This window comes from Hymenobacter cellulosilyticus (assembly GCF_022919215.1).
Classification (GTDB): domain Bacteria; phylum Bacteroidota; class Bacteroidia; order Cytophagales; family Hymenobacteraceae; genus Hymenobacter; species Hymenobacter cellulosilyticus.
This window is the reverse complement of the sequence record NZ_CP095046.1, coordinates 3,570,183-3,595,648: the sequence shown is the minus strand read 5'-3', so window position 1 is coordinate 3,595,648 and position 25,466 is coordinate 3,570,183. Positions and strand designations below refer to the sequence as shown.

Genomic DNA, 25,466 nt, shown 5'->3' with positions numbered 1-25,466 from the left:
ATTGGAAAAAGCACGGGGCGCCTGCGAAATCTTGCGCGGGTAGTTGGGGAAAGCGTGGGGAGGATTCTGCAAAACGTTTTAGCACACCGCAATTTGACGACCCGGCCGCATTGTCTGGTAGGGCAAAGACTGGTACTTTAGGCCGCCCGAGGAAGCCTCGGGAAGCTGTAGCTCATTCGTTATCTATTCTTATTTCGCCTGCATGGAATCTACCCAAGTACGTACGGCCGCGCCTACCCCTACGCTCAGCACCAAGCCGCACTACGCCATCCTCGACGGCCTGCGGGGCGTGGCGGCCCTGACGGTGGTGGCGTTTCACCTCTGCGAGTCGCACGCGACCAGCCACCTCGACCAGGTCATCAACCACGGTTACCTGGCCGTCGACTTCTTCTTCCTGCTCTCGGGCTTCGTCATTGGCTATGCCTACGACGACCGGTGGAGCCGGCTTACGCTCAAAGAATTTTTCCGCATCCGCCTGATCCGCCTGCAGCCGATGGTGGTGCTGGGCATGATCATCGGGGCCCTCTGCTTTTACTTTCAGGCCTCGCCGGTGTGGCCGGGCATTGCCGCGGTGCCCGTCTGGAAAACGCTGCTAGTGATGCTGGTGGGCTTTACCCTGCTGCCCCTGCCCGTGTCGATGGATATTCGGGGCTGGCACGAGATGCACCCGCTGAATGGGCCGGGCTGGTCGCTGTTCTACGAATATGTGGCCAACCTGCTCTATGCTCTGGGCGTGCGCAAGTTCTCCAATACGGCCCTGGGTATCTTGGTGGCCCTGGCCGCAGCGGCCCTGATTCACCTGGCCGTCACCAGTCCGGCCGGCGACGTCATCGGGGGCTGGTCGTTGGACCCCGAGCAGCTGCGGGTTGGGTTTAGCCGGGTCATGTACCCGTTCTTTGCTGGCCTTCTCCTCTCCCGGGTGGCCCCGCTGGCCCGGTTGAAGTCGGCCTTTCTGCTTTGCAGCCTGCTCTTGCTGCTGGTGCTGGCCTTCCCCCGGGTGGGCGGCCCCGAGCACCTCTGGCTCAACGGCCTCTACGACTCGCTCAGCATCGTGGTCCTGTTTCCCCTGATTGTGTGGCTGGGCGCCAGCGGGCAGATAGCCGGGGAAAAATCGTCCCGCCTGTGCAAGTTCCTGGGCGACATCTCCTACCCTATCTACATGACCCACTTCCCGCTGATCTATATCTACACCGGCTGGGTGGGCACGCACAAGCCGACGCTGGCCCAGGCCGTGCCGGTAGCCCTGCTCACGTTCGGGGCGGCCGTGGTGCTGGCGTATGTCAGCTTGAAGTTCTACGACGAGCCCGTACGGCGCTGGCTGAAAAAGCGGCTGGCCTAGTGCTAAACCGGCAGCACACCGCAAAACTGATTTTCAGCAGCAACGCTTACGTCTGGTCAACTCAAACTTTAACCTAACGTCCAACAACTCCGCTTTACTGAGCCCGGCGCTTCTCGTCCTCGGCCCCGGAGCGGCGGTTCGTGGAGGTTAGCTTGTCGTTGCCCAGGCGCCAGCTCAAGGACAACGTAGCTACCCGGGTGTCGCGGCGCAGGTATAGGTCTTCCTGGTAGTTGTTGTAGTTTGACTGAGCCCGCAGCGGGGTAGTCAGGAAAATGTCGTTGGCGGCCAGGCGCAGGGTGGCTTTCCGGTCCCAGAGCGCCTTTTGCACGCCCAGGTTCACCTGCCCGTAATCCTGGAAGACAAAGAAGCCCACGCGCTGCCGGGAGTAGTAATTGCCGCTCAGCTCGGCGCCCCAGCCTTTGCCAAACGTGAAGGTGCTGTTGCTGCTCAGATTGAAGGCACCCTGCCCGCGGTTCAGCGCGGTACCGGCCAGTTCGCCCTGGTAGTGAATGTAGAAAAACACCGCGTTGTTGTACACAGTCCACCACTTGGCCGGTGTCAGCGGGGCCGTCAGGGTCAGGGAGGTGTAGTGCTGGCGGTCCAGGTTCACATACCTCGATAGGGTCGACGTGGCGTTTTCGGGCTGGGCCACGTCGGTAATGGGGTCGGTGGTGAGGCTGTAGCTCAGGGCCGTGGTAAATTTCTGCTTGAAGGTATGGCTCAGCTCCAGGTTGTAGCTGGTTTCGGGCCGCAGGTTGGGGTTGCCCGAGCCCGACGTGGTGGGGTCAATGACGAAGCGAAACGGGTTGAGCTGCCGGTACGAGGGCCGGTTGATGCGCCGGCTCAGGGCCGCCGTCCACTCGTGGGCCGGGCCGGCAGTATACTTCACCGAAGCCGTGGGAAAGAGCTGGTAATAGTCGCGGCGGAAGTTGTCGGCTGCCACCACCTGCTGGCCGGTGGCGTGGGTTTGCTCGCCGCGCAGGCCCGCCTGCAGGTTCAGCGCCCCCATTTTGTGACTCAGATTCAGGTAAGCCGCCGAAATCAGCTCGTCGTAGCGGAAGCGGTTACTACGGCCCTGGTCTACCGTCGTGACGCCCTCCACGGTATTGAGAAACAGCAGGTCGTTGTCGGAAAACACCCGGCTGGCTTTGACCCCGGCCTCCATGGTCGTGTTTGCGCTCAGCGTCCGGGTGTAATCAGCTTTGGCGGCCTGAATAATCAGTTCCCCGGTCTGGTCGCCGTTGAGCAGGGTTTCGGGCCGGCCCGACAGCTCGTAGAACGTGGTCAGGCTCTGCAGGCGGTGGGTGTAGTAGCGGGCGTAGTCGAGGTCGGCCGTCAGCTCGGGCTTGCCGGCTTTGGCATTGGCAAAGACGTGCTTGAGGTTCAGATTGGCCGTGATATTGGGATTATAGCCCTGGCCCGTGCCCTGGGCCGTGTAGTAGTCGGTTAGCTGCCCGGCCCCGTCGTAGAAGTAGCTCACGTTGTTGCTGCTCCCGCCAGGCCTTGGGTTGGGTACCGCAAAGCCGGTCACGACGCCGCCCAGAATCGTGTTTTTGGACAAGTCCACGTCGGCTCCCGCCCGCCAGATCAGGAAATGGTCACTGCCCGTCTGGTTGTTGCGCTGGTCGGCGGTGCTGACCAGCACCGGCTGCCCGTCACGGGTTTCGTAGAAGCGCCGGAAGGTGTTGCGCATACCGAAGTTGCTGCGCCGGGTGTAGGTCGTGGAGGCAAACAGGTTGAGGCCCGGCTGGCGGTGGTTGCCCGAAGCACTGGTCGAAAACCGGCCGAACTGCCCGCGGCCGTAGCTGATGTTGCCGCTGCCGTTGGTGCCCACTCGCTGGTCTTTCTTAAGCTTGATGTCGATAATGCCCGCGCTGCCCTGGGCGTCGTACTTGGCCGGCGGACTCGTAATAAGCTCAATGCTTTTGAGTTGGTCGGCGGGCAGGGCGCGCAGGTAGTCGGCCAGCTCGGCCCCGGTCATGGGCTGGCGCTTGCCATCTATCATCACCAGCAGCCCTTGCCGCCCGCGCAAGGCCAGGTTGTCGTTAGCATCTACCGTCACGCCCGGGCCCGGCTCAGCACTTCCAGCGTGGAGTTGCCCACGGCCAGCGTCGAGCCTTCCACGTTGACAATAGTACGGTCGGCCTGGCGCTCAAACAGCGGCTTCTGCCCCACCACCTGCACTTCCTTAAGCTGGGTGGCGGAGTTGACGCGCAGGGTTATGGCCGCAACCACGCCGCTACCGGGCAGCTCAAAGGCGGCGCTCCAGGCGCGGTTGTAGCCCACCTGCGCCGCCGACACCCGGTACTTGCCCGCGGCCAGCTGCTCAAACCGGTACTCCCCTTTCGCGTCGCTAAATTCGGTTTTGACCAGCATGGAATCCGCAGCCCGGTGCAGCGTGACGGTGGCGTAGTCAATAGGCGCGCCGGCTTCAGTCTGCACCCGGCCCGTGGCGGTGCTGGCAGTTTGCGCCGTAGCAGCCGATGGCAGCAGCCCCGCGGCAAAGCCGAATGCCAGGCCAGACACAGTTGAGTAGAAGTTGTTTTTCACGGTGCAGAAAGGGTTAGGTGAGTTGGCGACGGTCGTTCGGGAAAGGCAATACTGTGCTGCAGCGCAAAAGAATGGCGCTGAAAGCGGGGCTAAAGCAGGTTTCGGGTAAGAAGCAGGCCGGGGGCGCAAACCCGGCGCCGGGGCCGGACGCGCACCGTGCCCAGGCAGCGGCAAAGTGAAATTCAGCAGTGGACACCGCGCCCGTCAGAGAAGGTTACAGCCTCGGGCAACTTTTTTTCGAACTGGTCCTCTTTGGAGTTCTAGCTACCGGTTGACGTGCCGGCAAAACCTTAGCGGACAACGTGCCGCAGTTGGGAAATAGCCGTTAATTTGAACTCCTTCCCTAACAGCCCCAAATTCCCTATGAAATTTACCCTACTGCTACCCCTCCTCACCTTTGCTTCAGTTACATTAGCCCAAAACGGCCCCGTCAAGGTCGAAGTAAAGCAGGCCAATGGCCGCTACGAGCTGCTGCGTGCCGGCAAGCCCTACTTTATCAATGGCGCGGGCGGCGGGCAGTTTCCCGAGCGGGTGAAAGCCTACGGCGGCAACTCCATCCGCACCTGGAGCACCGACAATGCCGATAAAGTGCTGGCCGAAGCCCAGAAGAACGGTCTGACGGTAATGGTGGGCCTGGACGTGGCCCGGGAGCGGCACGGCTTCGACTACAACAACGCCGAAGCCGTAGCCCAGCAGCTGCAGAAAGTGAAAGCCGAGGTGCTCAAGTACAAGGACAATCCGGCGGTGCTGTTCTGGGGCATCGGCAACGAGCTGAACCTGGAATACACCAACCCCAAGGTCTGGGACGCGGTGCAGCAGATTGCCCAGATGATTCACGAAGTCGACCCCAACCACCCCACCAGCACCGTGCTGGCCGGCCTCAACCAGAAGGAAGCCGACTACATCAAGGCCAAGTGCCCGGCCGTAGATATTCTGAGCATCAACACCTACGCCGGCCTGGCCGAAATTCCGCAGCAGGTGCGCAAAACCGGCTGGACCGGCCCCTACGTGGTAGCTGAGTGGGGCCCGACCGGGCACTGGGAAAGCCCCGTGACGCCCTGGAAAGCCTCGGTAGAGGAAACCAGCAGCCAGAAAGCCGCCGTGTACCAGAGCCGCTACGAGGCCTCTGTGGCCAAAGACAAAACCCAGTGCCTGGGCACCTACGTGTTCTTGTGGGGCCAGAAGCAGGAACGCACGCCCACCTGGTACGGCATCTTCACCGAGGACGGCAAGGAGTCGGAAGTGGTGGACGTGATGCAGTACCTATGGAGCGGCAAGTGGCCCCAGAACCGGGCTCCGCACCTGGCTGCCTTTACGCTAAACGGCAAAAAATCTACCGACAACGTGTATGTGCAGCCCGGCCAGAGCGTGCCCGTCGTTGCCACCGTTTCGGACCCCGACAAAGACCCGCTCACCTACCGCTACGAGCTGCTGCCCGAAAGCACCGACCTGAAAAGCGGCGGCGACCGGGAAAGCCGCCCCACTGCCATTCCCGGCCTGGTACCGGCTGAGGGCAAAGGCAAAACGACACTAAAAGCACCGACCAAAGAAGGCGCCTACCGGCTGTTTGTGTATGCTTATGACGGCAAGGACAACGTGGCTACGGCCAATATTCCGTTCTACGTGAAGGGGAAGTAAGGCCGGTTCAAGCATTACTATTACAACCAATCTACACTACTACGCTTTGCCACTATCCCTATCTAACCAACAGCTTTTAGCAATTGCGCTGGCAACGTCGATGTTGTTCGTACTCGACGTTGCCACACCCCTGAATATCCACAGCCTGCAGCTTGTTTTCCTTTTACTGGTGGTGGCAGTGCTTACGACTGTTACCTATGTATACAGAGTCCTGTTTAAGGCCAGCTTTATCATTTTCAGCGGATTTGTTGCTTTCCTATTGGTCGTTTTCGCCATTGTAGAGGTCTTATTCATCCTCGGAGGCGGTTGGCAAACGCAATCCATTGATTACGTCAACCGGGAATCGAGCAATACGGTAATCGAGTTCCAAATGAAAGACGTCGGCGCTTTAGGATATCGAAGGCGCACTGTAGAAAAAATCAGGTTGCTACCGGGAATAAACTGGATGAAAGAGGTTGACTCCGGCAAGGTTGACACGCTGCTCTGGAAACCGGTACATCTAGATGTGAATGAACTTGGTTTACTCTATCCTTAATGCCCTTTCTCCCATGCCTTTCACTCTCCGCCCCTGCCAGCCCAACAGCCTTTTCAGCCTGCATAAGCTTGCCGGGCTGGTATACGCCGTGCGCCGCCATGGATAGCCTGACCACCCCGCGCCTGCTGCTGCGCCCCATGCAGCCCGACGATGCGCCGGGCATCCTGGCCCTCGACTCCGATCCGGAAGTGCTGCGTTACCTGCCCAATCAACTCATTAGCACCTTGGCGGAGGCCGCTGCTACGGTGGATTACGTCCGGCAGCAATACGAGCAAAACGGTATCGGCCGCTGGGCGGTGGTGCGCCAGGATACCGGGGAATTTGTTGGCTGGTGCGGTATCAAGCTGGTCAATGACCACGTCATCAACGGGCGCACCAACTACTACGATATCGGTTACCGCTTGCTTCAACGGCACTGGGGCCAAGGGTTCGCCTCGGAAGCGGCCCAGGCCAGCTTCCGCTATGCCTTCGAGGTGCTGCAGCTCCCGGAAATCCACGCCACGGCCATGCATGGCAACCACGCCTCCCGTCGGATTTTGGAGCGGCTGGGAATGACAGAGCAAGAGGAGTTTGTGATGGACGAGGCTGCCTGGTACTGGTATACTGCTGTGAACTCACTTTGATCTAACCCTGAGCCTTATTATTCTAATCTGCTAGCCTTCGTTTGTCATCCTGAGCAGCGCGCAGGACCTTCCTCTCTTGTGCGCTCAACGTTCTTATAATGCTGAAAAGCCCTTTACCGCTGGTATGGTAAAGGGCTTTTGTACGTTGGAATAAACAATAGTGGTTTAGAAGAGGAAGGTCCTTCGCCCTGTTCAGGATGACAGACGAGCGTAATATTCCTTACGCCTTCCCGGCCAGTTGCGTCAAACTTTTAGCGGCCTGGGTAAATTCGGAGGGTACCATCACAATGGTCGTGGTGTTGTTGTCGATACCGATTTCAGAAAGCATCTGCAGGCGACGCAGCTCAAGGGCAATGGGGCTTTCCTCCATCTGCCGGGCTCCCTGGGTGAGCTTGATACTGGCTTCGAGCTCGGCCTCGGCCTTGATGATGCGGGCCCGCTTTTCACGGATGGCCTCAGCTTCCCGGGCCATGGCCCGCTGCATGGATTCGGGAATTTCCACGTCCTTGATTTCGACCATTTCAATCTTGACGCCCCAGGCTTCGGTAGCGGCATCCACCAGGCCCTGCAGCGTAGCGTTGATTTGCTGCCGTTCCTTAAGTACCTCGTCCAATTGGTGCTGCCCGATGATGTTGCGCAACGCCGTGACGGAAAGCTGATACACGGCCTGGTTGAAGTTGGCAACCTTGATAATAGCCCCGGCCGGGTCTACCACCCGAAACCAGAGCACCGCATTCACTTTGATGGTTACCGAGTCCTTGGTAATGGTTTCCTGCTGCTCCAGGTCCACGGTTTTGGTGCGGATGTCGATGGTTTGCTGCCGCTCGATAAACGGGATAATCCAGTAGAGCCCGGGCCCGCGGGTGCCCACAAACCGACCGAGGCGAAAGACAATGGCCCGCTCGTATTCCTGGGCGATGCGCAAACCCAGCAACAGAAAAACGACGAGAAAGAGAAGAACTGAATAGAGTGACATGGCAAGGCGAAATAAGGGTTCGGAGTTTCGTTGTTGCCCGCTTCAGCCACACTGCTCGTGCCAGCTTCGCTGCTCCCTCCTGCCAACGGCCTCTCCTGGCTACAAACGCTGTTTTTACTTGTCTTCTCTCCGTGGCGCGCTCAGCCCTGGGGCCCTCACCCTACCATTATGGGTCGGTTAGCTTGTTGTTTTGGAGTGTACCAGGCCCTAACAACCACAAAAAAGGCCCCGATTCCAGGCGGAACCGGGGCCTTATGCCAGTAAAAAGCTGCAGCTCCGGTATCACTCGAAGTTGTAGCGGGAAAACTTCCACTCCTTGGGCATCGGGCGCTTGCCCTGGGTATCGCGGGAAAAGTAAAACCCTTTTACCTCCTTGTTGCCTTTCGAAAAGCTGTGGCTTACGAAGGCTGTATCCTTGGCTCCAACGAGGGTAAAATACACCATCCGGGATTCCGTCACCGTGTCCCCGTCCACAACGGCCGGCAGCGAATACAGAATAAAATCCAGGGAGCCGTCGGGCAGGTATTCCCGCCAGTACGTGTCCCGCAGAGGGTTTCTATAGTGCATGTCGGCCTGGAACTGGCCTTGTTTGGAAAGCCGCTGCCAGTGGCCATAGGGCGTGAACTTATACTTTTTGCCACCAAGCGGCTCCACGCGCAAGGGTCCCTGGTCGTAATAAGTATGCCACACGTCCTGGTAGGCTTTGTGCACCTTTTCCACCGTATCACCCCGGGCCAGAGCGGCCTTTTCGGACGCAGTGAGGTGGCGGCGAAATTCGCCGTCCTGATAGTTAGGGCCGAGCGGAATATGCTGAAGCAGCAGAATGCCGCCGCCCACCACGCCCAACGTCACCAGGGCAATGGTCAAGGTCTCGTTCATAGGTCGAAACTGTTTTCTAGGTGCTGAAGGCTGTTTACCGGCGGCTTAGGTCTCGGTCAGCACGGTCTTGAAACCGGCCAGCTTGCCGTCGGTGGTGCGGCCCAGGGCGTAGGCCTGCACCTGGGGGCCCGTGCCCACGCGGTACACCTTGGTTTCTTCCAGCTCCTGCTTCAGAAACATCTGCAGGGCTTTGTAGCGGTTAGCCAGCTCCGGGTCCCCAAGCACGCCGTCATCGGCCGTGTGGTTGCGCAGAAAGTGCATCAGGTCCACGGTTTCAACGCTGGCAGAGGCCGGCTGGCCCGTAATCTTGAGCAGAGCGGCCTCCGTCAGGGCTCCACCGGGTGCCTCGTAGCTGACTACCTCCAGCGGCGCTTCGGATTCACTTACAAACTGCAGCCCCTGGGTTAGATTCTGCAGCTGCTGGGAAGTGGGGTCGGTAGCGTCGCTGGCAGCACGGGCGGCAGGCGCATCGGTGGCTTCGGTGGTTTCCCGCTCGGCTTTGCTGGCCAGGGGCTTTACTACGGCCGCCGCTTGGCCCCCTTTGCCGGCGGCGGGCACCTGGGCGCTGATGGCGGCGGCCAGCTCGTTCATGCGCCGCTCGTCCACCTTGATTTTGGGGTTGGCAAAGTTCATGTCCGACACCCGCGTCATCGGAATCAGGTGGATGTGGGCGTGGGGCACTTCCAAGCCGATAACGGCCACCCCGATCCGCTTGCAGGGCACGGCTTCCTTCACGCCCTTGGCCACGCGCTGGGCAAACTGGTGCAGGGCGGCCAGTTCCTCGGGGCCATGTCGAAGATGTAGTCGACTTCACGCTTGGGAATGACCAGCGTGTGGCCTTCTACCAGGGGCGTGATGTCGAGAAAAGCCAGGTGGTGCTCGTCCTCGGCAACTTTATAAGCGGGCAGCTCGCCCGAAACGATGCGGGAGAAAATCGAGGGCATAGGGTGAGGTGGTGAAATGGTGAGGTGGTGAGTTTGAGGTTCTGCTTGCGCCAAAGTACGGGTCAAAACGCAAAAGGGCGAAGCTGACAGCTTCGCCCTTGGGTGAAATGGAAAAACTCACCATTTCACAATCTCACAAGTTCACCTCTACCGGCTTACTTCCAGAATCTGGAACTGCAGCTTTCCGGCGGGCACGGTGATTTCGGCCGTGTCGCCGGCCGACTTGCCCAGCAGGCCTTTGCCAATGGGCGACTTCACCGAAATCTTGCCGGCGGCCAGGTTGGCTTCTTCCTCGGCCACCAGCAGGTAGTCGAGCACCATGTTATTCTTCAGGTTCTTGAGCTTTACCTTGCTCAGGATCAATACCTTGGTCACGTCCATGTTGGTGTCGTCGATAACGCGGGCGTTGCCGACGATTTCTTCCAGCTTGGAGATTTTCAGTTCCAGCAGGCCCTGTGCTTCTTTGGCCGCATCGTACTCGGCATTTTCGCTCAGGTCACCTTTGTCGCGGGCTTCGCGCAGGTCCTCAGCTGCTTTGGCCCGGCCGCGGATTTTGAGGTCCTGCAGCTCGTCTTTGAGTTTCTGCAGGCCTTCAGGAGTATAGTAATTAACGGAAGCCATGTCAGTGGATGGGTTTGCTAAAAAACAAGGAGAACGGTCAGCTGGGCCGACCGTTCTCCGAAACAGGTTTAGGACAAATATACGAACCCGCGGCAATTTCTGCTAGTGCGCCGCCCGGACGCCCCGCAGAAATTCTCCGATTTTGCGGGCCAGCACCTCATTTATACGCTGGTACGACTGAAAGCTCCACCCCCCGATGTGGGGCGAAAAAATAACGCTGGGCGAGGCTTTCAGATAATCCAGGGTGGCTTGCTGGGTTTCGGTCAGGGTGGCGAGCTTCTCGTTTTCGAGCACGTCGAGGGCGGCGCCCCGCACCTGCCCGCTTTGCAGGCCCCGCACCAGGGCGGTGTGGTCGAGAACCTCGCCCCGGGCCGTGTTCAGCAGCCAGATCGGGTTGCGAAATCCAGTGAGCAGCTCGTCATTCACGAAGTGGCGGTTGCGGGCCTCGTAGGGAATGTGGATGCTGAGCACATCGGCCCGCTCCTGCAGCTCCAGCAAACTTACCAGAATAGCGTTATGGTCGCCGGGGAGGTCGGGGTTCCGGTCGTGGGCCAGCACCGTGCAGCCGAAGTTGCTCAGGCGCTTAGCAAAGGCCGCACCCATGTGGCCGTAGCCCAGGATGCCCACGACCTTGCCCGCAATTTCCTCGCCCCGGTTGGCCTCGCGCTGCCACAGGCCCTGGCGCACTTCCCGGTCGGCCCGCACGATGTTGCGAAACAAGGCCAGCAGCAGGCCCAGGGTGTACTCGCCTACTGCGTCCCGGTTGCCCTCGGGCGCATTCACCAACGTCACGCCGGCTGCGGCTAAAGCCTCCTCGTCGATATTATCGACGCCGGCTCCGGCCCGGGCCACGTAGCGGAGGTTCGAGCCGTGCGCGAGCAGCTCGGCCGTGATGCGCACTTTGCTGCGCACAATCAGGCCGTCGTAGGGCGCAGCGGCCAGGGCCGCCGGTATTTCGGCGGCTTTCAGATCGGGCCGGTAGTGCAAGGTAATGCCCAGCGGCTCGAGCAACTCGGGCAGCGACGGGTGCATTTCGTCTACGCAGAGGCAAAGGCTCATAACTTCTAGCGAGGAGCTGCGGTGGTGGAAAAATCAGTTTTGTTTAATGCCATTGGTTTTATTGACATAGCCTCACTCGTCATTACATAACCATATTTGGGATTCGTGATGCGGTAGCGCAAAGTTAGAGCGCCGTGGGTAGCACGCATGTAGGCATACCACTGGCCCAGGGTGTGCCGGGAAAACGACTCTGGATCAACTGCTAAACCAGGTGCGTAATAGTAAACCGTTGTTACTCCGTCTTCGACAATCTGCAGGGCCTTGCAGGAATAGCCCAGCACCGTGGCAGTGTCGGGGAGGGCAGTAATCTGTACGTCCGTTGTCAGCAGCGTATCAGCTCTGAAAGCTTTGAAAAGCTTGCCGTTCTGGAATACCTGATACTGGTTGGAAGCGCTGGTGTAGAGTTGGGTCAACTGCTGCTTCTCGTCGTAGTCTTTGTAATTACCATTGTTAATATAAGTCCACATTTCGGCGCCGAAGTACGGCACCAGCTTGGCGGTTATATCAGTCCCATCAAGGCTGGTAAACGAATGACGATAGATAATCCGGCCGCTAAAGGTTGGGCCAGAGGTATCGGTACAGAAACCAACCAGCAACAGGCTCAGAGCCACAACACTTACCTTGTACATAAACGGAATTAGCGAAGCTTATTCTTCTTCGGTTTCGTCGGCAACGTTTTTCGCACGGCGGGACTTGGCGTTGTTCACCGCCGGTGGGGCAACAACGCGGTGCTGCTCAATGTGTTTGGTCAGCTCCACAAAATCGGCCACGCTGAGCTGCTCGGCGCGCTTCTCAAACACGGGGTTGGTCGTGGCTTCGGGCACCATGCCGAAGGGCTTCAAAGCATTGCGCAGGGTTTTGCGCCGGGTTTGAAACGCCTGCTTGACCACCTGAAAAAACAGCTTCTCGTCGCAGCCCAGGTGCTCGGTAGCGTTGCGCGTGAGGCGCACCACGGCCGACTGCACCTTGGGCGGGGAATAAACACGTGGGGCGGCACGGTAAAGAGCATTTCTACGGTGTAAAACGCCTGCAGCAGCACGCTCAGAATCCCGTAGGTTTTGGAGCCCGGGGGCTCGGCCAGCCGGTCGGCCACTTCCTTCTGAATCATGCCCACTACCTCGCGCACCTGCTGCCGGTGGGCCAGCACCTGGAAGAAAATCTGGCTGCTGATGTTGTAGGGAAAGTTGCCGATAATGCTCAGCGGCTGCTCGGGAAACAGCTTGCTCAGGTCCTGCCGGAGAAAGTCGGCCGACAGGATGCGGCCTTCCAGGGCCGGGAAGTTGCGCCCGAGGTAGTCCACCGATTCCCGGTCAATTTCGACCACCGTGGTGCGATACTCGGGGTGCTTGAGCAGGTCGCCGGTGAGCACGCCCATGCCCGGCCCGATTTCCAGCACTTCCGTCACGCCGTCGGGCAGGCGCAACGAGTCCACGATGCGCCGCGCAATGTTAGGGTCGGCCAGAAAGTGCTGGCCTAAATGTTTTTTGGGGCTAACGTGGTCCATTTTGCAGAAATGTGCGCCGATGAAGCGTAGAAGGAAAAAGAAAGAGCCGCGGCAGCCGTGGGGAAGCCCAGGAAATTCGAACCACTTGGTTGCGGGTCCTGATACTTCAGTTCTACCAAAGGCTGCCTACCTTGCGCGCCCTAACTCGCCCCAAAGATACGCCCGTCTATGTCGATTCAACTAGCCACCGCCGCCGAGCTGCCCCAGCACGCCACCGCCGTCTTCCTGCTGCCCGCCGGCACCAAGGAGCTTCCCCAGCACCTGCAGGACCTGCACGAGGCTGCCCGCCAGTACGTTGCCAACCAGCTCGCCACCGACAGCAAGCTCATCACGGTCAACCACTTTTCGCACCAGCACTTCTTTGTGGTGGCCGCCGAAAAAGCCACGACTCACCTCGTAGCAGAAGCCATGCGCAAAAGCGGCCACCAGCTACACGCCCAACTCAAGGCCGCCAAGGTAGCCGAGCTCTACGTGCAGGACTTGTCGGGCCACGCTGATGCCACGCTGGCCCTGGCGTTGGTAGAGGGCCTGGCGCTGACGGCCTACCAGTTTGAGGGCTACAAGACCGACGAGAAATCCAAGGAAGCCGCCAAGCTCACGCACATTCACGTGGTCGGTGGTGCTTCCGAAAAGGAGCTACAGGAGCTGGACGGGGTGCTGCAGGGCGTGTTTCTGGCCCGGGACCTGATCAACATGCCCTTGAACAAGCTCAACGCCGAGCAGTTTGCCGAGCGCATGGCCGCCGCGGGCGAAGAAGCCGGTTTCCACACCGAAATCCTGGACTTGGTCCGCATTGAGGCCCTGCGCATGGGCGGCTTGCTGGCCGTCAACCAGGGCAGCCCCGAGCCGCCCACCTTTACCATTATGGAGTACAAGCCGGAAGGCGCCACCAATGCCAAGCCCTACGTACTGGTGGGCAAGGGTGTCGTATTCGACACGGGCGGCCTGAGTTTGAAGCCCACCCCGGCCTCGATGGACATGATGAAGTGCGACATGTCGGGCGGCGCGGCCGTAACCGGCGTGCTCTATGCCCTGGCTAAAAACCAGGTTCCGCTCCACGTCATTGGCCTGGTGCCCGCCACCGACAACCGCCCCGGCGGCCTGGCCTTTGCCCCCGGCGACGTGCTGACCATGTACAGCGGCCTGACCGTGGAAGTGCTGAACACCGACGCCGAAGGCCGCCTGATTCTGGCCGACGCCCTGGCTTTTGCCCGCAAATACGAGCCCGAATTTGTGGTCGACATTGCGACTCTTACCGGCTCAGCGGCCCGCGCCATCGGCAAGGAAGGCATTGTGGCCATGGGCACAGCCTCGGAAGACCAGATGGCCGAGCTCAAAAAGTCCGGCAACCGGGTGCACGAGCGGGTGGTAGAATTCCCGATGTGGGAAGAATACGCCGACCACATCAAGTCCGACATTGCCGACATCAACAACCTGGGCAAGGCCGAGGCCGGCGCCATTTCGGCCGGCAAGTTCCTGGAGCGTTTCGCCGTGGGTTACCCCTGGGTTCACCTCGACATTGCCGGCCCGGCTTACCTGATGGCCCCCGATTCTTACCGCGGCAAGGGCGGCACCGGCACCACCGTGCGCCTGCTCTACGACTTCCTCAAAAACCGCGCGTAACCTCCCACACGTCATGTCGAGCAGCGCGAGACATCTCGCGTGCTGACGTTACAGTAGTAATCGTCATGCTGAGCTTGCCGAAGCATCTCTACCGCTTCGCTGTAACAGCAGTAATCAGCATGCACGCGAGGTGTCTCCCGTTGGTCGGCATGACGTTCTTAATCATTTTGCTCCAAGCACACTAAACCCTTATGAGTACTCTTCCCCGCCTCGGTATTTCAGTTGGCGACCTAGCCGGTATCGGGCCGGAAATCATTTATAAAACCCTGCTCGACAGCCGCCTGCTCAAGTACTGCACGCCGGTGGTGTATGGCACGGCCACCGTGCTGTTCGACGATTTTCCCGCCGACCAACAAGCCACTCCCCTCACCTTCCGCCAGGTTCGCTCGGCGGCTGATATTGACCCTGGCAAGCCCAACGCGGTAACTTGCTGGGACGAGGACTACACCCTCACGCCTGGGCAGCCGACTGCCGCCTCCGGCCGGGCTGCCCGGGAGTCGCTGCTGGCTGCTGCCCGCGACCTGAAGGCTGGCCTGCTCGACGGCCTCGTTACGGCGCCCATCAGCAAGGAAAACACCCAGTCCGACGAGTTCCGCTACCCCGGCCACACCGAGTTCCTGACCAGCTTCTTCGACGCCCCGGAAAGCCTGATGCTGCTGGCCAGCGAGGATCTGCGGGTGGCCACGGCTACGGGCCACATAGCCCTCAAGGACGTGCCTGCCCGGCTCACCAAAGAGCTGCTCACCACCAAGCTGCGGATTCTGCTCAAGTCGCTCAAGAATGACTTTGGCATCGACAAGCCCCGGGTAGCCGTGCTCGGCCTCAATCCTCACGCGGGGGAAAACGGCCTGTTGGGCTCAGAGGAAGCCGAGGTGGTAACGCCCGTAATTGAGCAGTTGCTCAGCGAAGGACACCTAGTGTTTGGCCCTTTCCCGGCCGACGGCTACTTCGGGACCGGCCAGTTCCGCTCCTTCGACGCTACCCTGGCGCTCTACCACGACCAGGGCCTGATTCCGTTCAAAACCATTGCTTTCGAGCGGGGCGTCAACTTCACGGCGGGCCTGTCGGTCATTCGCACCTCCCCCGACCATGGCACGGCCTACGGGCTGGCCGGCCAATTTAAAGCCGATGAGACGTCTTTCCGCGAAGCCGTATATATGGCCTGTGACCTGATCCGGCAGCGCCAGAAGTACGCTGGGCTCAAACCGTTAGTGCCCGGGCCAGCCCCCGAGGCGGCCGCACGGAGTAAAGTATTTCGCTTTGGAATAGATTCTTTCCAAAAGTGAAATTTTATTTGTTGAATCAAAACTCTGTTGTAGCTTTGCAGCTCCTAAGCAGGTAGCTGTTACCTGTCTGTTCCCGTTTTAACCTCTCCGCATGATTCTGCACACTCCCGCTGACTACCGCACGGCCCTGCGCCGACTCGATGCGCTGGCAGCGGCTGGAGTGGAAGGCAACCCGGCCCTGGAAGCCGAGTTCCGGGAGCTGATTGTGGCTCTGGATGCATATGAGGGCCAACTAGGTCTGCTGCCCATCCCGACCCTGCCAACGTCCCTGGCGGAGATGATTGAGCTGAAGCGGCAGCAGATGCGCCTCAAGCAAAAGGAGCTGGCCGAGCTCTTGGAAGTGCCGGCCGGCCGTCTTTCCCAGATTCTAAGCGGTAAGCGTCGTGTGACCCTGGATTTGGCCAAGCGCCTGTATGAGCGGTTGAATATTCCTTCCGACTTCATTCTCAAAAACGCCTGATCCAGCTGCGAAAGCGCCGCTCACTTTCTTAAAACGGGGAAATCTTTCTACTTTTGCCCCCTTCCTACAAATAATCCTGTGAAAAAGGACTCGCAATACGATTTGAACATCGCCAAGCTGGCCAGCAAAACGCACCATTTCGCGTTTGAGTTGGACCGCGCTTTCTTTGAGCAGTTCGAGCAGAACCTGATCCAGGATGGCCAGCTCCACGCCGACGTGGACCTGACCAAAACGGATCTGCTCATCACCCTGGACTTCCACATTGTGGGCACCGTGCGCCTTGTCTGCGACCGGAGCCTGGAAGATTTCGACCAGCCCCTCGACGTGCGCCACTCCCTGCGCGTGCGCTTTGGCGACCAAAATCTGGAGCTCGACGACGACGTGCTGCAAATCACGCCCGAGACCCAGACGCTCCCCATTGCCCAGCACTTATTTGACTATATCGGTCTGGCCATTCCGATGAAGAAGCTGCACCCGCGCTTCCAGAATGAGCCCGATGAGAACCCCGAGGCCGAAACCAAGCTCATCTTTAGCACCCGCCAGCCCGGTGACATTGAGGATGACGACGAAGGAACCGACCCGCGGTGGGATGCCCTGCGCAACCTCAACTAAGGCCTGACCGGCAATTTGCATTTAAATAATTCAACTTTTAATATTCCCCTGTACCCATGGCACATCCTAAGCGCCGTCAATCCTCGACCCGCCGCGACAAGCGTCGCACCCACGACAAGCTGACCCCCAAAGCAGTAACTATCTGCCAGAACACAGGTGAGTTGCACCTGCGCCACAAGGCTTACGTGGTAGACGGCGACCTGTACCTGCACGGTAAAGTAGCCATCAAAGACTACGCTCCCGTAGCTGCCGCGGCTCCTGCTTCCGACGAAGAATAAGCCCGTCTAGCCGGTTTCGGCCGGCCCGCCTTCCCGACTCCCTACCCTTGACACCTCGTACATGAAGATAGCCCTGGACGCAATGGGGGCGATTTCGCTCCCCAGGCTGCCGTGGACGGCGCCGTGCTGGCTGCCCAAAAGCTTGCCGGCGCGGCTCAGATTGTGCTCATTGGCCAGGAAGATGCCGTGCGCCCCTTGCTTCAACAGCATGGGGCCGCGGCCGACGGCCTGCTTCTCGTCGCTGCCTCGCAGATTATCGAGATGGGTGAGCACCCTGCCAAAGCCTACCAGCAAAAGCAGGATTCTAGTATAGCCGTAGGCTACCGCATGCTGCACAACGGCGAAGTAGAAGCCTTCTGCTCCGCCGGCAACACGGGCGCCATGCTCGTGGGCGCTATGTTTAGCGTAAAACCGGTATCGGGCGTGCTGCGCCCGGCCATTGCCAACTTCACGCCGAAGCTAGCGGGTGGTTTCGGCATTTTGCTGGACGTGGGTGCCAATGCCGAGTGCAAACCCGAAATGCTGGAGCAGTTCGGGGAATTGGGCTCCTTGTATGCGCAGTATGTACTGGGCATCGCCAAGCCCAAGGTGGGACTCATGAACCTGGGCGAGGAAGAAGGTAAAGGCACCGCCATTACCCAGGCCGCCCACCAGTTACTGAAGGTGAATCCCCATATTCACTTTATTGGCAACATCGAAGGCCGCGACCTGTTCAACGACAAAGCTGACGTAATTGTCTGCGATGGGTACACGGGCAACGTGGTGCTGAAAATGGCGGAGTCGGTGTACGACATCCTGGCTGCAAAGCAGATGCACGACCCCTTCTTCGATAAGTTCAACTACGAGGCCATTGGCGGCAGCCCTATTCTGGGTATCAACGACAACGCCATTATCGGCCACGGCGTGAGCACGCCGGAAGCTATTTGCAACATGCTCTTGCAGGGTTACCAAATGGCCAAATCCGGTATTGCCGACCAGATAAAAGACACTTTCAAGTCCTAGCGACTAAGTCCGGCTGAGGCCGGACTTTTTTTGCCTATTTTTCCCGTTTCCCGAATGAAAATCACTGCTGCCATAACCGGAGTTGGCTCTTACGTGCCCGACTACGTGTTGACCAATCAAGAGCTCGAGAAGATGGTGGACACCACCGACGAGTGGATTACAACGCGCACTGGCATCAAGGAACGACGAATTCTGAAGGGCGAGAACCAGGGCACCTCGGTAATGGGTATCAAGGCCGTGCAGCAACTGCTGGACAAGACCGGAACCCGCGCCGAGGACATTGACCTTCTTATCTGCGCTACCACAACTGGCGACATGGTGTTTCCGGCCACCGGCAACATTATCTCGCACGGGGTGGGCGCCATCAATGCCTTCAGCTACGACGTGCAGGCGGCCTGCTCAGGCTTTCTGTTTTCGCTGGCCACCGGCGCGCAGTTCATTCAGAGCGGCATGTACAAAAAGGTCATTGTGGTGGGTGCCGACAAGATGTCGAGCATCGTAGACTACACTGACCGTTCCAACTGCATTATCTTCGGCGACGGTGCCGGGGCCGTGTTGCTGGAGCCCAACACCGACGGTTACGGCATCCTGGACCAGGTACTGCGTACCGATGGCAAGGGTGAGAACTACCTTTTCCAGAAAGCTGGCGGCTCGCGCCGTCCCCCGTCCATCGAAACGGTAACCAACAAGGAGCACTTCATCTACCAGGAAGGCGCTACGGTATTCAAGTTTGCCGTAACCAACATGGCCGACGTGGCTGCCCAGGTGATGGAACGCAACAACCTGACCAAGGAAGACGTGGCCTGGCTGGTACCCCACCAGGCCAACAAGCGCATCATCGACGCTACGGCCAACCGCATGGGCGTGGGTCCGGAGAAAGTGATGCTCAACATTCACCGCTACGGCAACACGACCAACGCCACAATTCCGCTCTGTTTGTCGGACTACGAGCAGCAGTTGCACAAGGGCGACAACCTAGTGCTGGCCGCCTTCGGGGGTGGATTTACCTGGGGCTCCATCTACCTGAAATGGGCTTACGACCCCAAACCTGACCCGCAACAAGCGTAAATAAGCGGGCTGGACGCGGAAAACTCCTATACTTGCACTCCCAACGTGCCGCCCCGCCACTCTCCGGGACGGCACGTTGCGTTTCCGCTCAGCACCTGAATCCCTGAAACTTAAGGAGGTAGCGTGTTTGGCGGGTTTCCACCGCGCAGCATCTGCCTTTCAGAATATTCCTTTCAAAATTCCCAAGCATGGCCACTACCGCAGATTTTCGCAACGGTCTGGTACTCGAGTACAACAATGACCTCTACGTCATTACCGAATTCCAGCACGTAAAACCGGGCAAAGGTCCCGCCTTTGTGCGCACTAAGCTCCGCAACATCAAGACCGGCAAAGTGCTGGACAACACCTTCAACGCCGGGGTGAAAGTAACTACCGCCCGCGTCGAGCAGCGTCCGCACCAGTTCCTGTATAAGGACGACTACGGCTACACGTTCATGGACAACTCGACCTTCGAGCAGGTGTCTTTGCCCGAGGCCATGGTGCCCTTTGCCGACCTGATGAAGGAAGGCCAGGAAGCGACCATCCTGTTTCACGCCGAAACCGAGCAGCCCCTCACGGCCGAGCTGCCCACCACCGTGGAGCTGATGGTGACCTACACCGAGCCCGGTCTGCGCGGCGACACCGCTACTAACACGCTGAAGCCCGCCACGGTCGAAACCGGGGCCCGCATTCAGGTGCCGCTGTTCATTGAGCAAGACACCAAAATCCGCGTAGACACCCGCGACTATTCCTATGTCGAAAGAGTCAAATAAGCAGCCGAAACACCCCACCGAAGCCGCCATGAAAGCCAAAGAACTCCAGGACCTGATTGATTTTATCGCCAAATCAGGGTTGAACAAAGTCAACATCGAAACCGAGGAATTTAAAATCTCGGTGCAGCGCGAGCCCAACACGAAAGTGGTTAGCAGCCACGTAGCCCCGCAGGCCGCCCCCGCGCCCCAGGCCGCCCCGGCCCCGGTAGCCGCTCCGGCCGCCGCCGCGGCACCCGCCGCAGCTACGGCTCCGGCCGCGGCCAGCAGCAACCATCAGCCGCTGAAAGCCCCGATGATTGGCACGTTCTACCGCAGCAGCAGCCCGAGTCGCCGGCTTTCGTGAACGTAGGCGACGTGGTCGAGAAAGGCCAGGTTATTTGCATCATCGAAGCCATGAAGCTCTTCAACGAGATTGAAGCCGAAGCTTCGGGTCGCATCGTGAAGGCTCTGGTAGAAAACGCCACTCCTGTGGAGTACGACCAGCCCCTGTTCATGATTGAGCCGATGTAATTTGAGAACCGAGAACGAAGAGCTTAGAATTGAGACTGAACAACGGAAACCCCGTTCGATGTCTTAGTTCTAAGCTCTTAGTTCTTCCATCCACCCCCAGACCTGTGTTTAAGAAAATACTGATTGCTAACCGGGGCGAAATTGCGTTGCGCATTATTCGTACCTGCAAGGAAATGGGCATCAAAACGGTGGCCGTTTACTCTACTGCCGACAAGGAAAGCCTGCACGTGCGCTTCGCCGACGAGGCCGTGTGCATCGGGCCGCCCAGCAGCGCCCAGTCGTACCTGAACATTCCCACGCTGATTGCCGCCGCGGAAATCACCAACGCCGACGCCATTCACCCCGGCTACGGCTTTTTGTCGGAAAACGCGGAGTTCTCGCGCATCTGCCAGGAAAACAACATCAAGTTCATTGGGGCCTCGCCCGAGATGATCAACCAGATGGGCGACAAGGCTTCGGCCAAGGCGACCATGATTAAGGCCGGCGTTCCCTGCATTCCCGGCTCGGTAGGCCTGCTCGACTCCCTACAGGACGCCCTCAAGATTGCCCACAAAATCAAGTACCCGGTTATCCTGAAGGCTACGGCCGGCGGGGGTGGCCGCGGCATGCGCGTGGCCCACAACGACGAGGAACTGGAGAAAGGCTGGAACGACGCCCGTACCGAGGCCAAAGCTGCTTTCGGCAACGACGGCATTTACCTGGAGAAGTTTGTGGTGGAGCCCCGCCACATCGAAATCCAGATCTGCGGCGACCAGTACGGCCACGTGTGTCACCTCTCGGAGCGGGACTGCTCGATTCAGCGCCGCCACCAGAAGCTGGTGGAGGAAGCTCCTTCGCCCTTCATGACCGACGAACTGCGCGAGAAGATGGGCAAAGCAGCCATTGCCGGTGCTGCCGCCATCAACTACGAAGGCGTGGGTACCATCGAGTTCCTAGTGGATGCCAACCGCGACTTCTACTTCATGGAGATGAACACCCGGATTCAGGTGGAGCACCCCGTGACCGAGGAAATCATCAACTACGACCTGATTAAGGAGCAGATCAAGGTGGCGGCCGGCATCCCGATTTCGGGCAACAGCTACTACCCCAAGATGCACGCCATGGAGTGCCGCATCAACGCCGAGGACCCCAAGAACGGCTTCCGCCCCTCCCCCGGCAAAATCACCGTGCTGCACATTCCCGGCGGCCACGGCGTGCGCGTCGACACCCACGTGTACGCGGGCTACACCATCCCGTCGAACTACGACTCGATGATTGCCAAGCTCATCACCGTGGCCCAGACCCGGGAGGAGTGCATCGTGAAAATGAAGCGCGCCCTGTCGGAGTTCGTGGTGGAAGGCGTCAAGACGACGATTCCCTTCCACCTCGCGCTGATGGACAACGCCGATTTCAAAGCCGGCAACTTTAACACCGGCTTCCTGGAGTCCTCGTTCGACTTCTCGACCCTGTAGACTCAGCCAGGTTGTATTCTAGTACTTTATGCCCGTTTGACTTCGCTCAAACGGGCATTTTGCTTATGGACTTTATTGATTACTACGGCGTTGTTCAAAACACTTTAGGCTTAACTGTTGTAGCAGCAGCTGTTGTGTCTTTGGTTGTATTCCGGGCAGGCATGGCTAAACCGGAACACCGGTATGTGCTCAGGAGTCAGACATTCAAGATTTTGTGGATTACTGCTGCCGTTGGATTTACTGTTCTATTTGTGGTAGGTGGCTCAATCGATAGGTACTTGCAGGCCCGTTTTAGAGCCCACGCAAAACGTACGGCTGCCACTACCTGTCAGATCAGGATAAATGGTAGGCAAACCAAAATGCCTCCTGCCTTCTTTGCCGACTTACTGCGCACGGTAGGCAGAGTTGACGGCCGCAGCACCGTTCTTCCTGGACCTATGACCACGGTTATCTTTCAGGATGGCGGTAGGCCTGATACTTTTTTGTTCGGCCAAGATAGCCGCGACAGTTCCCGCTACTGGATTCTGTATCCGCGGTATAAGATTTCGCAGCGCAACGAAATAGACCGGATCCAAACCTCTTATCTGGAGCCAGTCTTGACCTCACTCAGATAGCCCATAACCAGTGCCTACTTTTCCGGCCATATGACCACACAGGAGCAGTTTGCGGGCAGCCTCATCGGTGGGGCCATCGGCGACGCTTACGGCAGCAGCTACGAGCAAGCTGCACCGGCGGGGCCACTGGCGGCTACCTACTACCCGTTCGGCAAGCCTGTAGTTAAGCACTACTGGACTCTTACCGACGATACCCAGCTTACCCTGGCCACCTGCGAGGCTATAGCTGAGACCGGTGATGTAAACCCCGAAGTCATTGCCCAGAGGTTTCTAACCTACTTCCAAAAGCGGCAGCTCACGGGCTTAGGAGCCAGCACGCTGAAAGCTCTGCAGGAGCTGTCCGCCGGCGGGCACTGGAGCCAGGCAGGGAGGGAGGGCGAGTACGGCGCCGGTAACGGAGCCGCCATGCGGGTTGCGCCCCTGGCCTTTCTGCCCGAGCCCGTGAGCAGGCAAATCCTTGAGGACGTCTGCCGCATCACTCACCAGCACCCGGAAGCCTACACGGGCGCCCTGGCCGTGGTGCTGAGTTTGCAGGCCGTGCGCAACGGAACCTGGACCGGCCACGACAACCTGCTGCCGCTAGTGCTGGAGCAGCTGCCTGATACCCGGGTTAGGGACCGGCTCCTGGAGCTAAACCAGGTGCAGAACACGCTGAGTCTGGGCGAAATGGCGGCCCGGTTTGGCAGCAGCGGCTACGTCGTTGATTCGGTTCCCCTGGCCCTGACAGCGGCCAATCAGGTGCGCCGGCTCGGTTTTGAAGCCATGCTGGCGGGCTTGGTGGCCGCCGGTGGCGACACGGACACCAACTGCTCCCTGGCCGGTCAGCTCAGCGGGGCTTTGTTGGGCGTGGCTGGTATTCCCCGGCCGCTGTACGGCAAGCTGCAGCAGTTGCCCGAGTTTGCCTGGGTTCAAGCCACGGTAACACGCTTCAACGCTGCAATCCTGTCTTAACTCGTCTTTCAGTCAGACAATAAGCGGCGCTGGGCCTGGACCTAAGAAATTTAAGTGGCTGACTACAATTTTTTTCAGCCTTTTTATGACGGCGTTAGAGTTACACTAAACCCATTTAGCAAGCCAAATTACTTGCGTCATTTATTACGATTACCAGCTCATTTACAGATACTTAACTATCTATTTTATACGTAATTATAAATACTTCATTAAAAATGGGTTTTTATTAGTAATACCGAAATGATGTAGCATCATTTCTAGAATATTACTTTATACTTGTCCTATAATTCTGCCCTAACCAAAACACCCACAGTTATGAACAAACTTTCAGCGACGGCCCTCACGGGGCTGCTTGCCGCAGGCATGCTTTTGCCTTCCTGCACCAAGGATGGCGTTCAGCCCGGCACTACTGCTGTGCCCGTCGCCGCGCCCACAACCACCAATGCCGTAGCCGTCAACGGCGTGATGATGCAGGCCTTTTACTGGGACGTGCCCCGCACCACTACGGCCGGTACTTGGTGGCAGAACCTGGGCAGCAAGGCCACTGAGCTCAAGGATGCCGGCATCACGGCCCTCTGGCTGCCCCCGGCTTACAAAGGGGGTAGCGCCACCGACGTAGGCTACGGCGTGTACGACCGCTACGACCTGGGCGAGTTCAACCAGAAAGGCACCGTGGCCACCCGCTACGGCACCATTAGTCAGCTGCAGGGCGCTATTACTTCCCTGCACAACCAGGGTATTCAGGTGTACGAGGACATGGTGATGAACCACCTCACCTTTGCCGACAACCAGGAGCTGGCTAATAACCAGTACAACGTGTACACCAGCTTCACCTACCCCGGCCGCAACAACACCTACAGCTCCTACAAGTGGCACTGGAACAATTTCTCGGCCACCCAGCAGGCCCCCAACAACGGGTGGTACCAGTGGGCCTCCTACGACTTCCAGCCCTACGCCAACGGGGACGCCTACGACAACCTGCTGGGCTCGGAAATCCGCTACAGTGACGTCAACAACGCCAACGAAACCATTACCTGGGGCAACTGGATTACCACCAAGCTCAGCCTCGACGGCTACCGGCTCGACGCCACCAAGCACATCCAGACGGCCTACGTGAACCGCTGGCTCGACAACGTAAAAGGCACCCGCTTCGCCGTCAGTGAGGCCTGGTTTCGCAACCTCACGGACCTGAACAACTACGCCGCCGCTACCGGGGGCCGCACCAGCCTTTTCGACGTGCCCCTGCACTACACCTTCCAGGACATGAGCAATGGCAACGGCAGTTGGGATATGCGGGGCCTGCAGTTTGCCGGCTTCACCGAGGCCAACGGCGCCCTGTCGGTTTCCTTCGTTGATAACCACGACACCGACCACCCCGGCGCGCTCTACTCCCCGTGACGAACCTGAAGATGCTGGCCTACGCCTACATCCTGACCCGGGAAAAAGGCTACCCCTGCGTGTTCTACCGCGACTACTACGAGTATGGCCTGGGCGCCCAGATCAAGAAGCTCATCCAGATTCGCAAAGCCAATGCCTACGGCGCCGCCAACGAGTACACCTCCATCAACGATGCCGACGTGTACGCCTACTCCCGCGCCGGCGACGCCACCCACCCCGGCCTGCTCGTGATGCTCAACGACGGTAGCACCGCCCGCTCCAAAACCATTACCACGCCCTTCAAAAGCGCCACGCTGACCGACAAAACCGGCAACAGCACCGCCACGGTCACCACCAACTCGGCCGGCACCGGCACCTTCCCCGTCAATGCCCGCAGCTATTCGGTGTGGGTACCCGGCGCGGGTAGCACTACGCCCCCTCCCACCGGCACCACGGCCGTGTCGTTCAACGTGACTTACAGCGGCACCACCACCGGCCAGGATGTGTACGTGCTGGGTAGCACCGCCCAGCTTGGCGCCTGGAACACGGCCAACGCCATCAAGCTCAGCGGCGCTTCCTACCCCGTCTGGAAAGGCACCATCAACCTGACCAGCGGCACGAGCGTGCAGTACAAGTATATCCGCAAGGACGCGGCTGGCAACGTACTCTACGAAGGCGGCACCAACCGTAGCTTCACCCCCAGCGGCACCACCCAGACCCGCACCGAAACTTGGCAGTAAACAGTTGAATAAGTGAGGTGAATGCCCAAGGCCCGACTGCTGCTAGTCGGGCCTTTTTTGCTGGAATTTCGCTT

The 25,466-nt window shown here is 59.1% G+C and carries 25 protein-coding genes and 3 pseudogenes; 18 read left to right on the top strand and 10 right to left on the bottom strand.

The window, feature by feature from the left end:
* The first annotated feature begins 202 nt into the window (after window positions 1-202).
* Entirely contained in the window at window positions 203-1,339 is a 1,137-nt protein-coding gene (locus MUN79_RS17595) for an acyltransferase family protein (protein WP_244673946.1), read from the top strand.
* Window positions 1,340-1,433: 94 nt separating this feature from the next.
* On the opposite strand, the gene MUN79_RS17590 is transcribed toward MUN79_RS17595, so the two are convergent.
* Window positions 1,434-3,401, bottom strand: a complete 1,968-nt coding sequence (locus tag MUN79_RS17590) for a TonB-dependent receptor domain-containing protein (protein WP_244673945.1) — start codon at window positions 3,399-3,401, stop codon at window positions 1,434-1,436.
* The gene (locus MUN79_RS17585) at window positions 3,398-3,889 is read right to left on the bottom strand and encodes a carboxypeptidase-like regulatory domain-containing protein (protein ID WP_244673944.1); all 492 of its coding nucleotides are present in this window, start codon (window positions 3,887-3,889) and stop codon (window positions 3,398-3,400) included. Before MUN79_RS17585 ends, MUN79_RS17590 begins: the two co-directional genes overlap by 4 nt.
* Before the next feature lie 363 nt (window positions 3,890-4,252).
* Here MUN79_RS17585 and MUN79_RS17580 point away from each other — a divergent pair, with 363 nt between their 5' ends.
* The 3 genes from MUN79_RS17580 (at window position 4,253) to MUN79_RS17570 (ending at window position 6,685) form a co-directional block, all read left to right on the top strand.
* Window positions 4,253-5,527, top strand: a complete 1,275-nt coding sequence (locus MUN79_RS17580; protein ID WP_244673943.1) for a cellulase family glycosylhydrolase — start codon at window positions 4,253-4,255, stop codon at window positions 5,525-5,527.
* Between the two features lie 46 nt (window positions 5,528-5,573).
* Complete coding sequence (locus MUN79_RS17575; protein ID WP_244673942.1) at window positions 5,574-6,062, top strand: hypothetical protein; 489 nt, start codon at window positions 5,574-5,576, stop codon at window positions 6,060-6,062.
* Window positions 6,063-6,130: 68 nt separating this feature from the next.
* Window positions 6,131-6,685 (top strand): GNAT family N-acetyltransferase, encoded by a 555-nt coding sequence (locus MUN79_RS17570; protein WP_244673941.1) that lies wholly within the window; start codon window positions 6,131-6,133, stop codon window positions 6,683-6,685.
* A 220-nt stretch (window positions 6,686-6,905) separates the two neighbouring features.
* Here MUN79_RS17570 and MUN79_RS17565 read toward each other — a convergent pair whose 3' ends face one another.
* The 8 genes and pseudogenes from MUN79_RS17565 to rsmA all read right to left on the bottom strand — a co-directional run.
* Window positions 6,906-7,661, bottom strand: coding sequence for a slipin family protein (locus MUN79_RS17565; protein ID WP_244673940.1), 756 nt, complete (start codon window positions 7,659-7,661; stop codon window positions 6,906-6,908).
* Window positions 7,662-7,943: 282 nt separating this feature from the next.
* The gene (locus MUN79_RS17560) at window positions 7,944-8,540 is read right to left on the bottom strand and encodes a hypothetical protein (RefSeq protein WP_244673939.1); all 597 of its coding nucleotides are present in this window, start codon (window positions 8,538-8,540) and stop codon (window positions 7,944-7,946) included.
* Window positions 8,541-8,585: 45 nt separating this feature from the next.
* A complete protein-coding gene (locus MUN79_RS17555) occupies window positions 8,586-9,287 on the bottom strand; it encodes a nuclease A inhibitor family protein (protein WP_375378180.1) in 702 nt (233 codons plus the stop codon).
* A complete protein-coding gene (locus MUN79_RS31890) occupies window positions 9,272-9,484 on the bottom strand; it encodes an HIT family protein (protein ID WP_375378179.1) in 213 nt (70 codons plus the stop codon). The genes MUN79_RS17555 and MUN79_RS31890 overlap by 16 nt, the downstream gene beginning before the upstream one ends.
* A 147-nt stretch (window positions 9,485-9,631) precedes the next feature.
* Entirely contained in the window at window positions 9,632-10,105 is a 474-nt protein-coding gene (gene greA / locus MUN79_RS17545) for a transcription elongation factor GreA (RefSeq protein WP_135462302.1), read from the bottom strand.
* Between the two features lie 102 nt (window positions 10,106-10,207).
* The gene (locus MUN79_RS17540) at window positions 10,208-11,137 is read right to left on the bottom strand and encodes an NAD(P)-dependent oxidoreductase (protein ID WP_244673938.1); all 930 of its coding nucleotides are present in this window, start codon (window positions 11,135-11,137) and stop codon (window positions 10,208-10,210) included.
* A gap of 32 nt (window positions 11,138-11,169) precedes the next feature.
* Entirely contained in the window at window positions 11,170-11,793 is a 624-nt protein-coding gene (locus MUN79_RS17535) for a hypothetical protein (protein WP_244673937.1), read from the bottom strand.
* A gap of 105 nt (window positions 11,794-11,898) precedes the next feature.
* Window positions 11,899-12,668 (bottom strand): annotated as a pseudogene (rsmA, locus tag MUN79_RS17530) (16S rRNA (adenine(1518)-N(6)/adenine(1519)-N(6))-dimethyltransferase RsmA); the annotation flags it as partial.
* Between the two features lie 168 nt (window positions 12,669-12,836).
* On the opposite strand from rsmA, the gene MUN79_RS17525 reads away from it, so the two are divergent.
* The 14 genes and pseudogenes from MUN79_RS17525 (at window position 12,837) to MUN79_RS17460 (ending at window position 25,392) form a co-directional block, all read left to right on the top strand.
* A complete protein-coding gene (locus MUN79_RS17525; RefSeq protein WP_244673936.1) occupies window positions 12,837-14,291 on the top strand; it encodes a leucyl aminopeptidase family protein in 1,455 nt (484 codons plus the stop codon).
* A gap of 191 nt (window positions 14,292-14,482) precedes the next feature.
* Window positions 14,483-15,577 carry a 4-hydroxythreonine-4-phosphate dehydrogenase PdxA gene (gene pdxA, locus MUN79_RS17520; RefSeq protein WP_244673935.1) on the top strand — a complete coding sequence of 365 codons (1,095 nt, stop codon included), beginning with the start codon at window positions 14,483-14,485 and terminating at the stop codon, window positions 15,575-15,577.
* A 91-nt stretch (window positions 15,578-15,668) separates the two neighbouring features.
* Window positions 15,669-16,037, top strand: a complete 369-nt coding sequence (locus tag MUN79_RS17515) for a helix-turn-helix domain-containing protein (RefSeq protein WP_244673934.1) — start codon at window positions 15,669-15,671, stop codon at window positions 16,035-16,037.
* Window positions 16,038-16,115: 78 nt separating this feature from the next.
* Entirely contained in the window at window positions 16,116-16,649 is a 534-nt protein-coding gene (locus MUN79_RS17510) for a YceD family protein (protein WP_244673933.1), read from the top strand.
* A 56-nt stretch (window positions 16,650-16,705) separates the two neighbouring features.
* Window positions 16,706-16,927: a 50S ribosomal protein L32 gene (rpmF, locus tag MUN79_RS17505; protein ID WP_100335670.1), complete on the top strand. Its 222-nt coding sequence runs from the start codon at window positions 16,706-16,708 to the stop codon at window positions 16,925-16,927.
* A gap of 61 nt (window positions 16,928-16,988) precedes the next feature.
* Window positions 16,989-17,929, top strand: a pseudogene (gene plsX / locus MUN79_RS17500) (phosphate acyltransferase PlsX).
* A gap of 54 nt (window positions 17,930-17,983) precedes the next feature.
* On the top strand, window positions 17,984-18,997 hold the full coding sequence (locus MUN79_RS17495) for a beta-ketoacyl-ACP synthase III (RefSeq protein ID WP_244673932.1): 1,014 nt from the start codon (window positions 17,984-17,986) through the stop codon (window positions 18,995-18,997).
* 188 nt (window positions 18,998-19,185) lie between these two features.
* On the top strand, window positions 19,186-19,749 hold the full coding sequence (gene efp / locus MUN79_RS17490) for an elongation factor P (RefSeq protein ID WP_100335667.1): 564 nt from the start codon (window positions 19,186-19,188) through the stop codon (window positions 19,747-19,749).
* A 28-nt stretch (window positions 19,750-19,777) separates the two neighbouring features.
* A pseudogene (gene accB, locus MUN79_RS17485) lies at window positions 19,778-20,259 on the top strand (acetyl-CoA carboxylase biotin carboxyl carrier protein).
* 104 nt (window positions 20,260-20,363) lie between these two features.
* Window positions 20,364-21,710, top strand: coding sequence for an acetyl-CoA carboxylase biotin carboxylase subunit (accC, locus tag MUN79_RS17480; protein WP_244673931.1), 1,347 nt, complete (start codon window positions 20,364-20,366; stop codon window positions 21,708-21,710).
* Between the two features lie 65 nt (window positions 21,711-21,775).
* Entirely contained in the window at window positions 21,776-22,324 is a 549-nt protein-coding gene (locus tag MUN79_RS17475; protein ID WP_244673930.1) for a hypothetical protein, read from the top strand.
* Window positions 22,325-22,354: 30 nt separating this feature from the next.
* Window positions 22,355-23,275: an ADP-ribosylglycohydrolase family protein gene (locus tag MUN79_RS17470; RefSeq protein ID WP_244673929.1), complete on the top strand. Its 921-nt coding sequence runs from the start codon at window positions 22,355-22,357 to the stop codon at window positions 23,273-23,275.
* A gap of 315 nt (window positions 23,276-23,590) precedes the next feature.
* Window positions 23,591-24,673, top strand: coding sequence for an alpha-amylase family glycosyl hydrolase (locus MUN79_RS17465; protein WP_244673928.1), 1,083 nt, complete (start codon window positions 23,591-23,593; stop codon window positions 24,671-24,673).
* A complete protein-coding gene (locus tag MUN79_RS17460; protein ID WP_244673927.1) occupies window positions 24,670-25,392 on the top strand; it encodes an alpha-amylase domain-containing protein in 723 nt (240 codons plus the stop codon). Before MUN79_RS17465 ends, MUN79_RS17460 begins: the two co-directional genes overlap by 4 nt.
* Window positions 25,393-25,466: the final 74 nt, after the last annotated feature.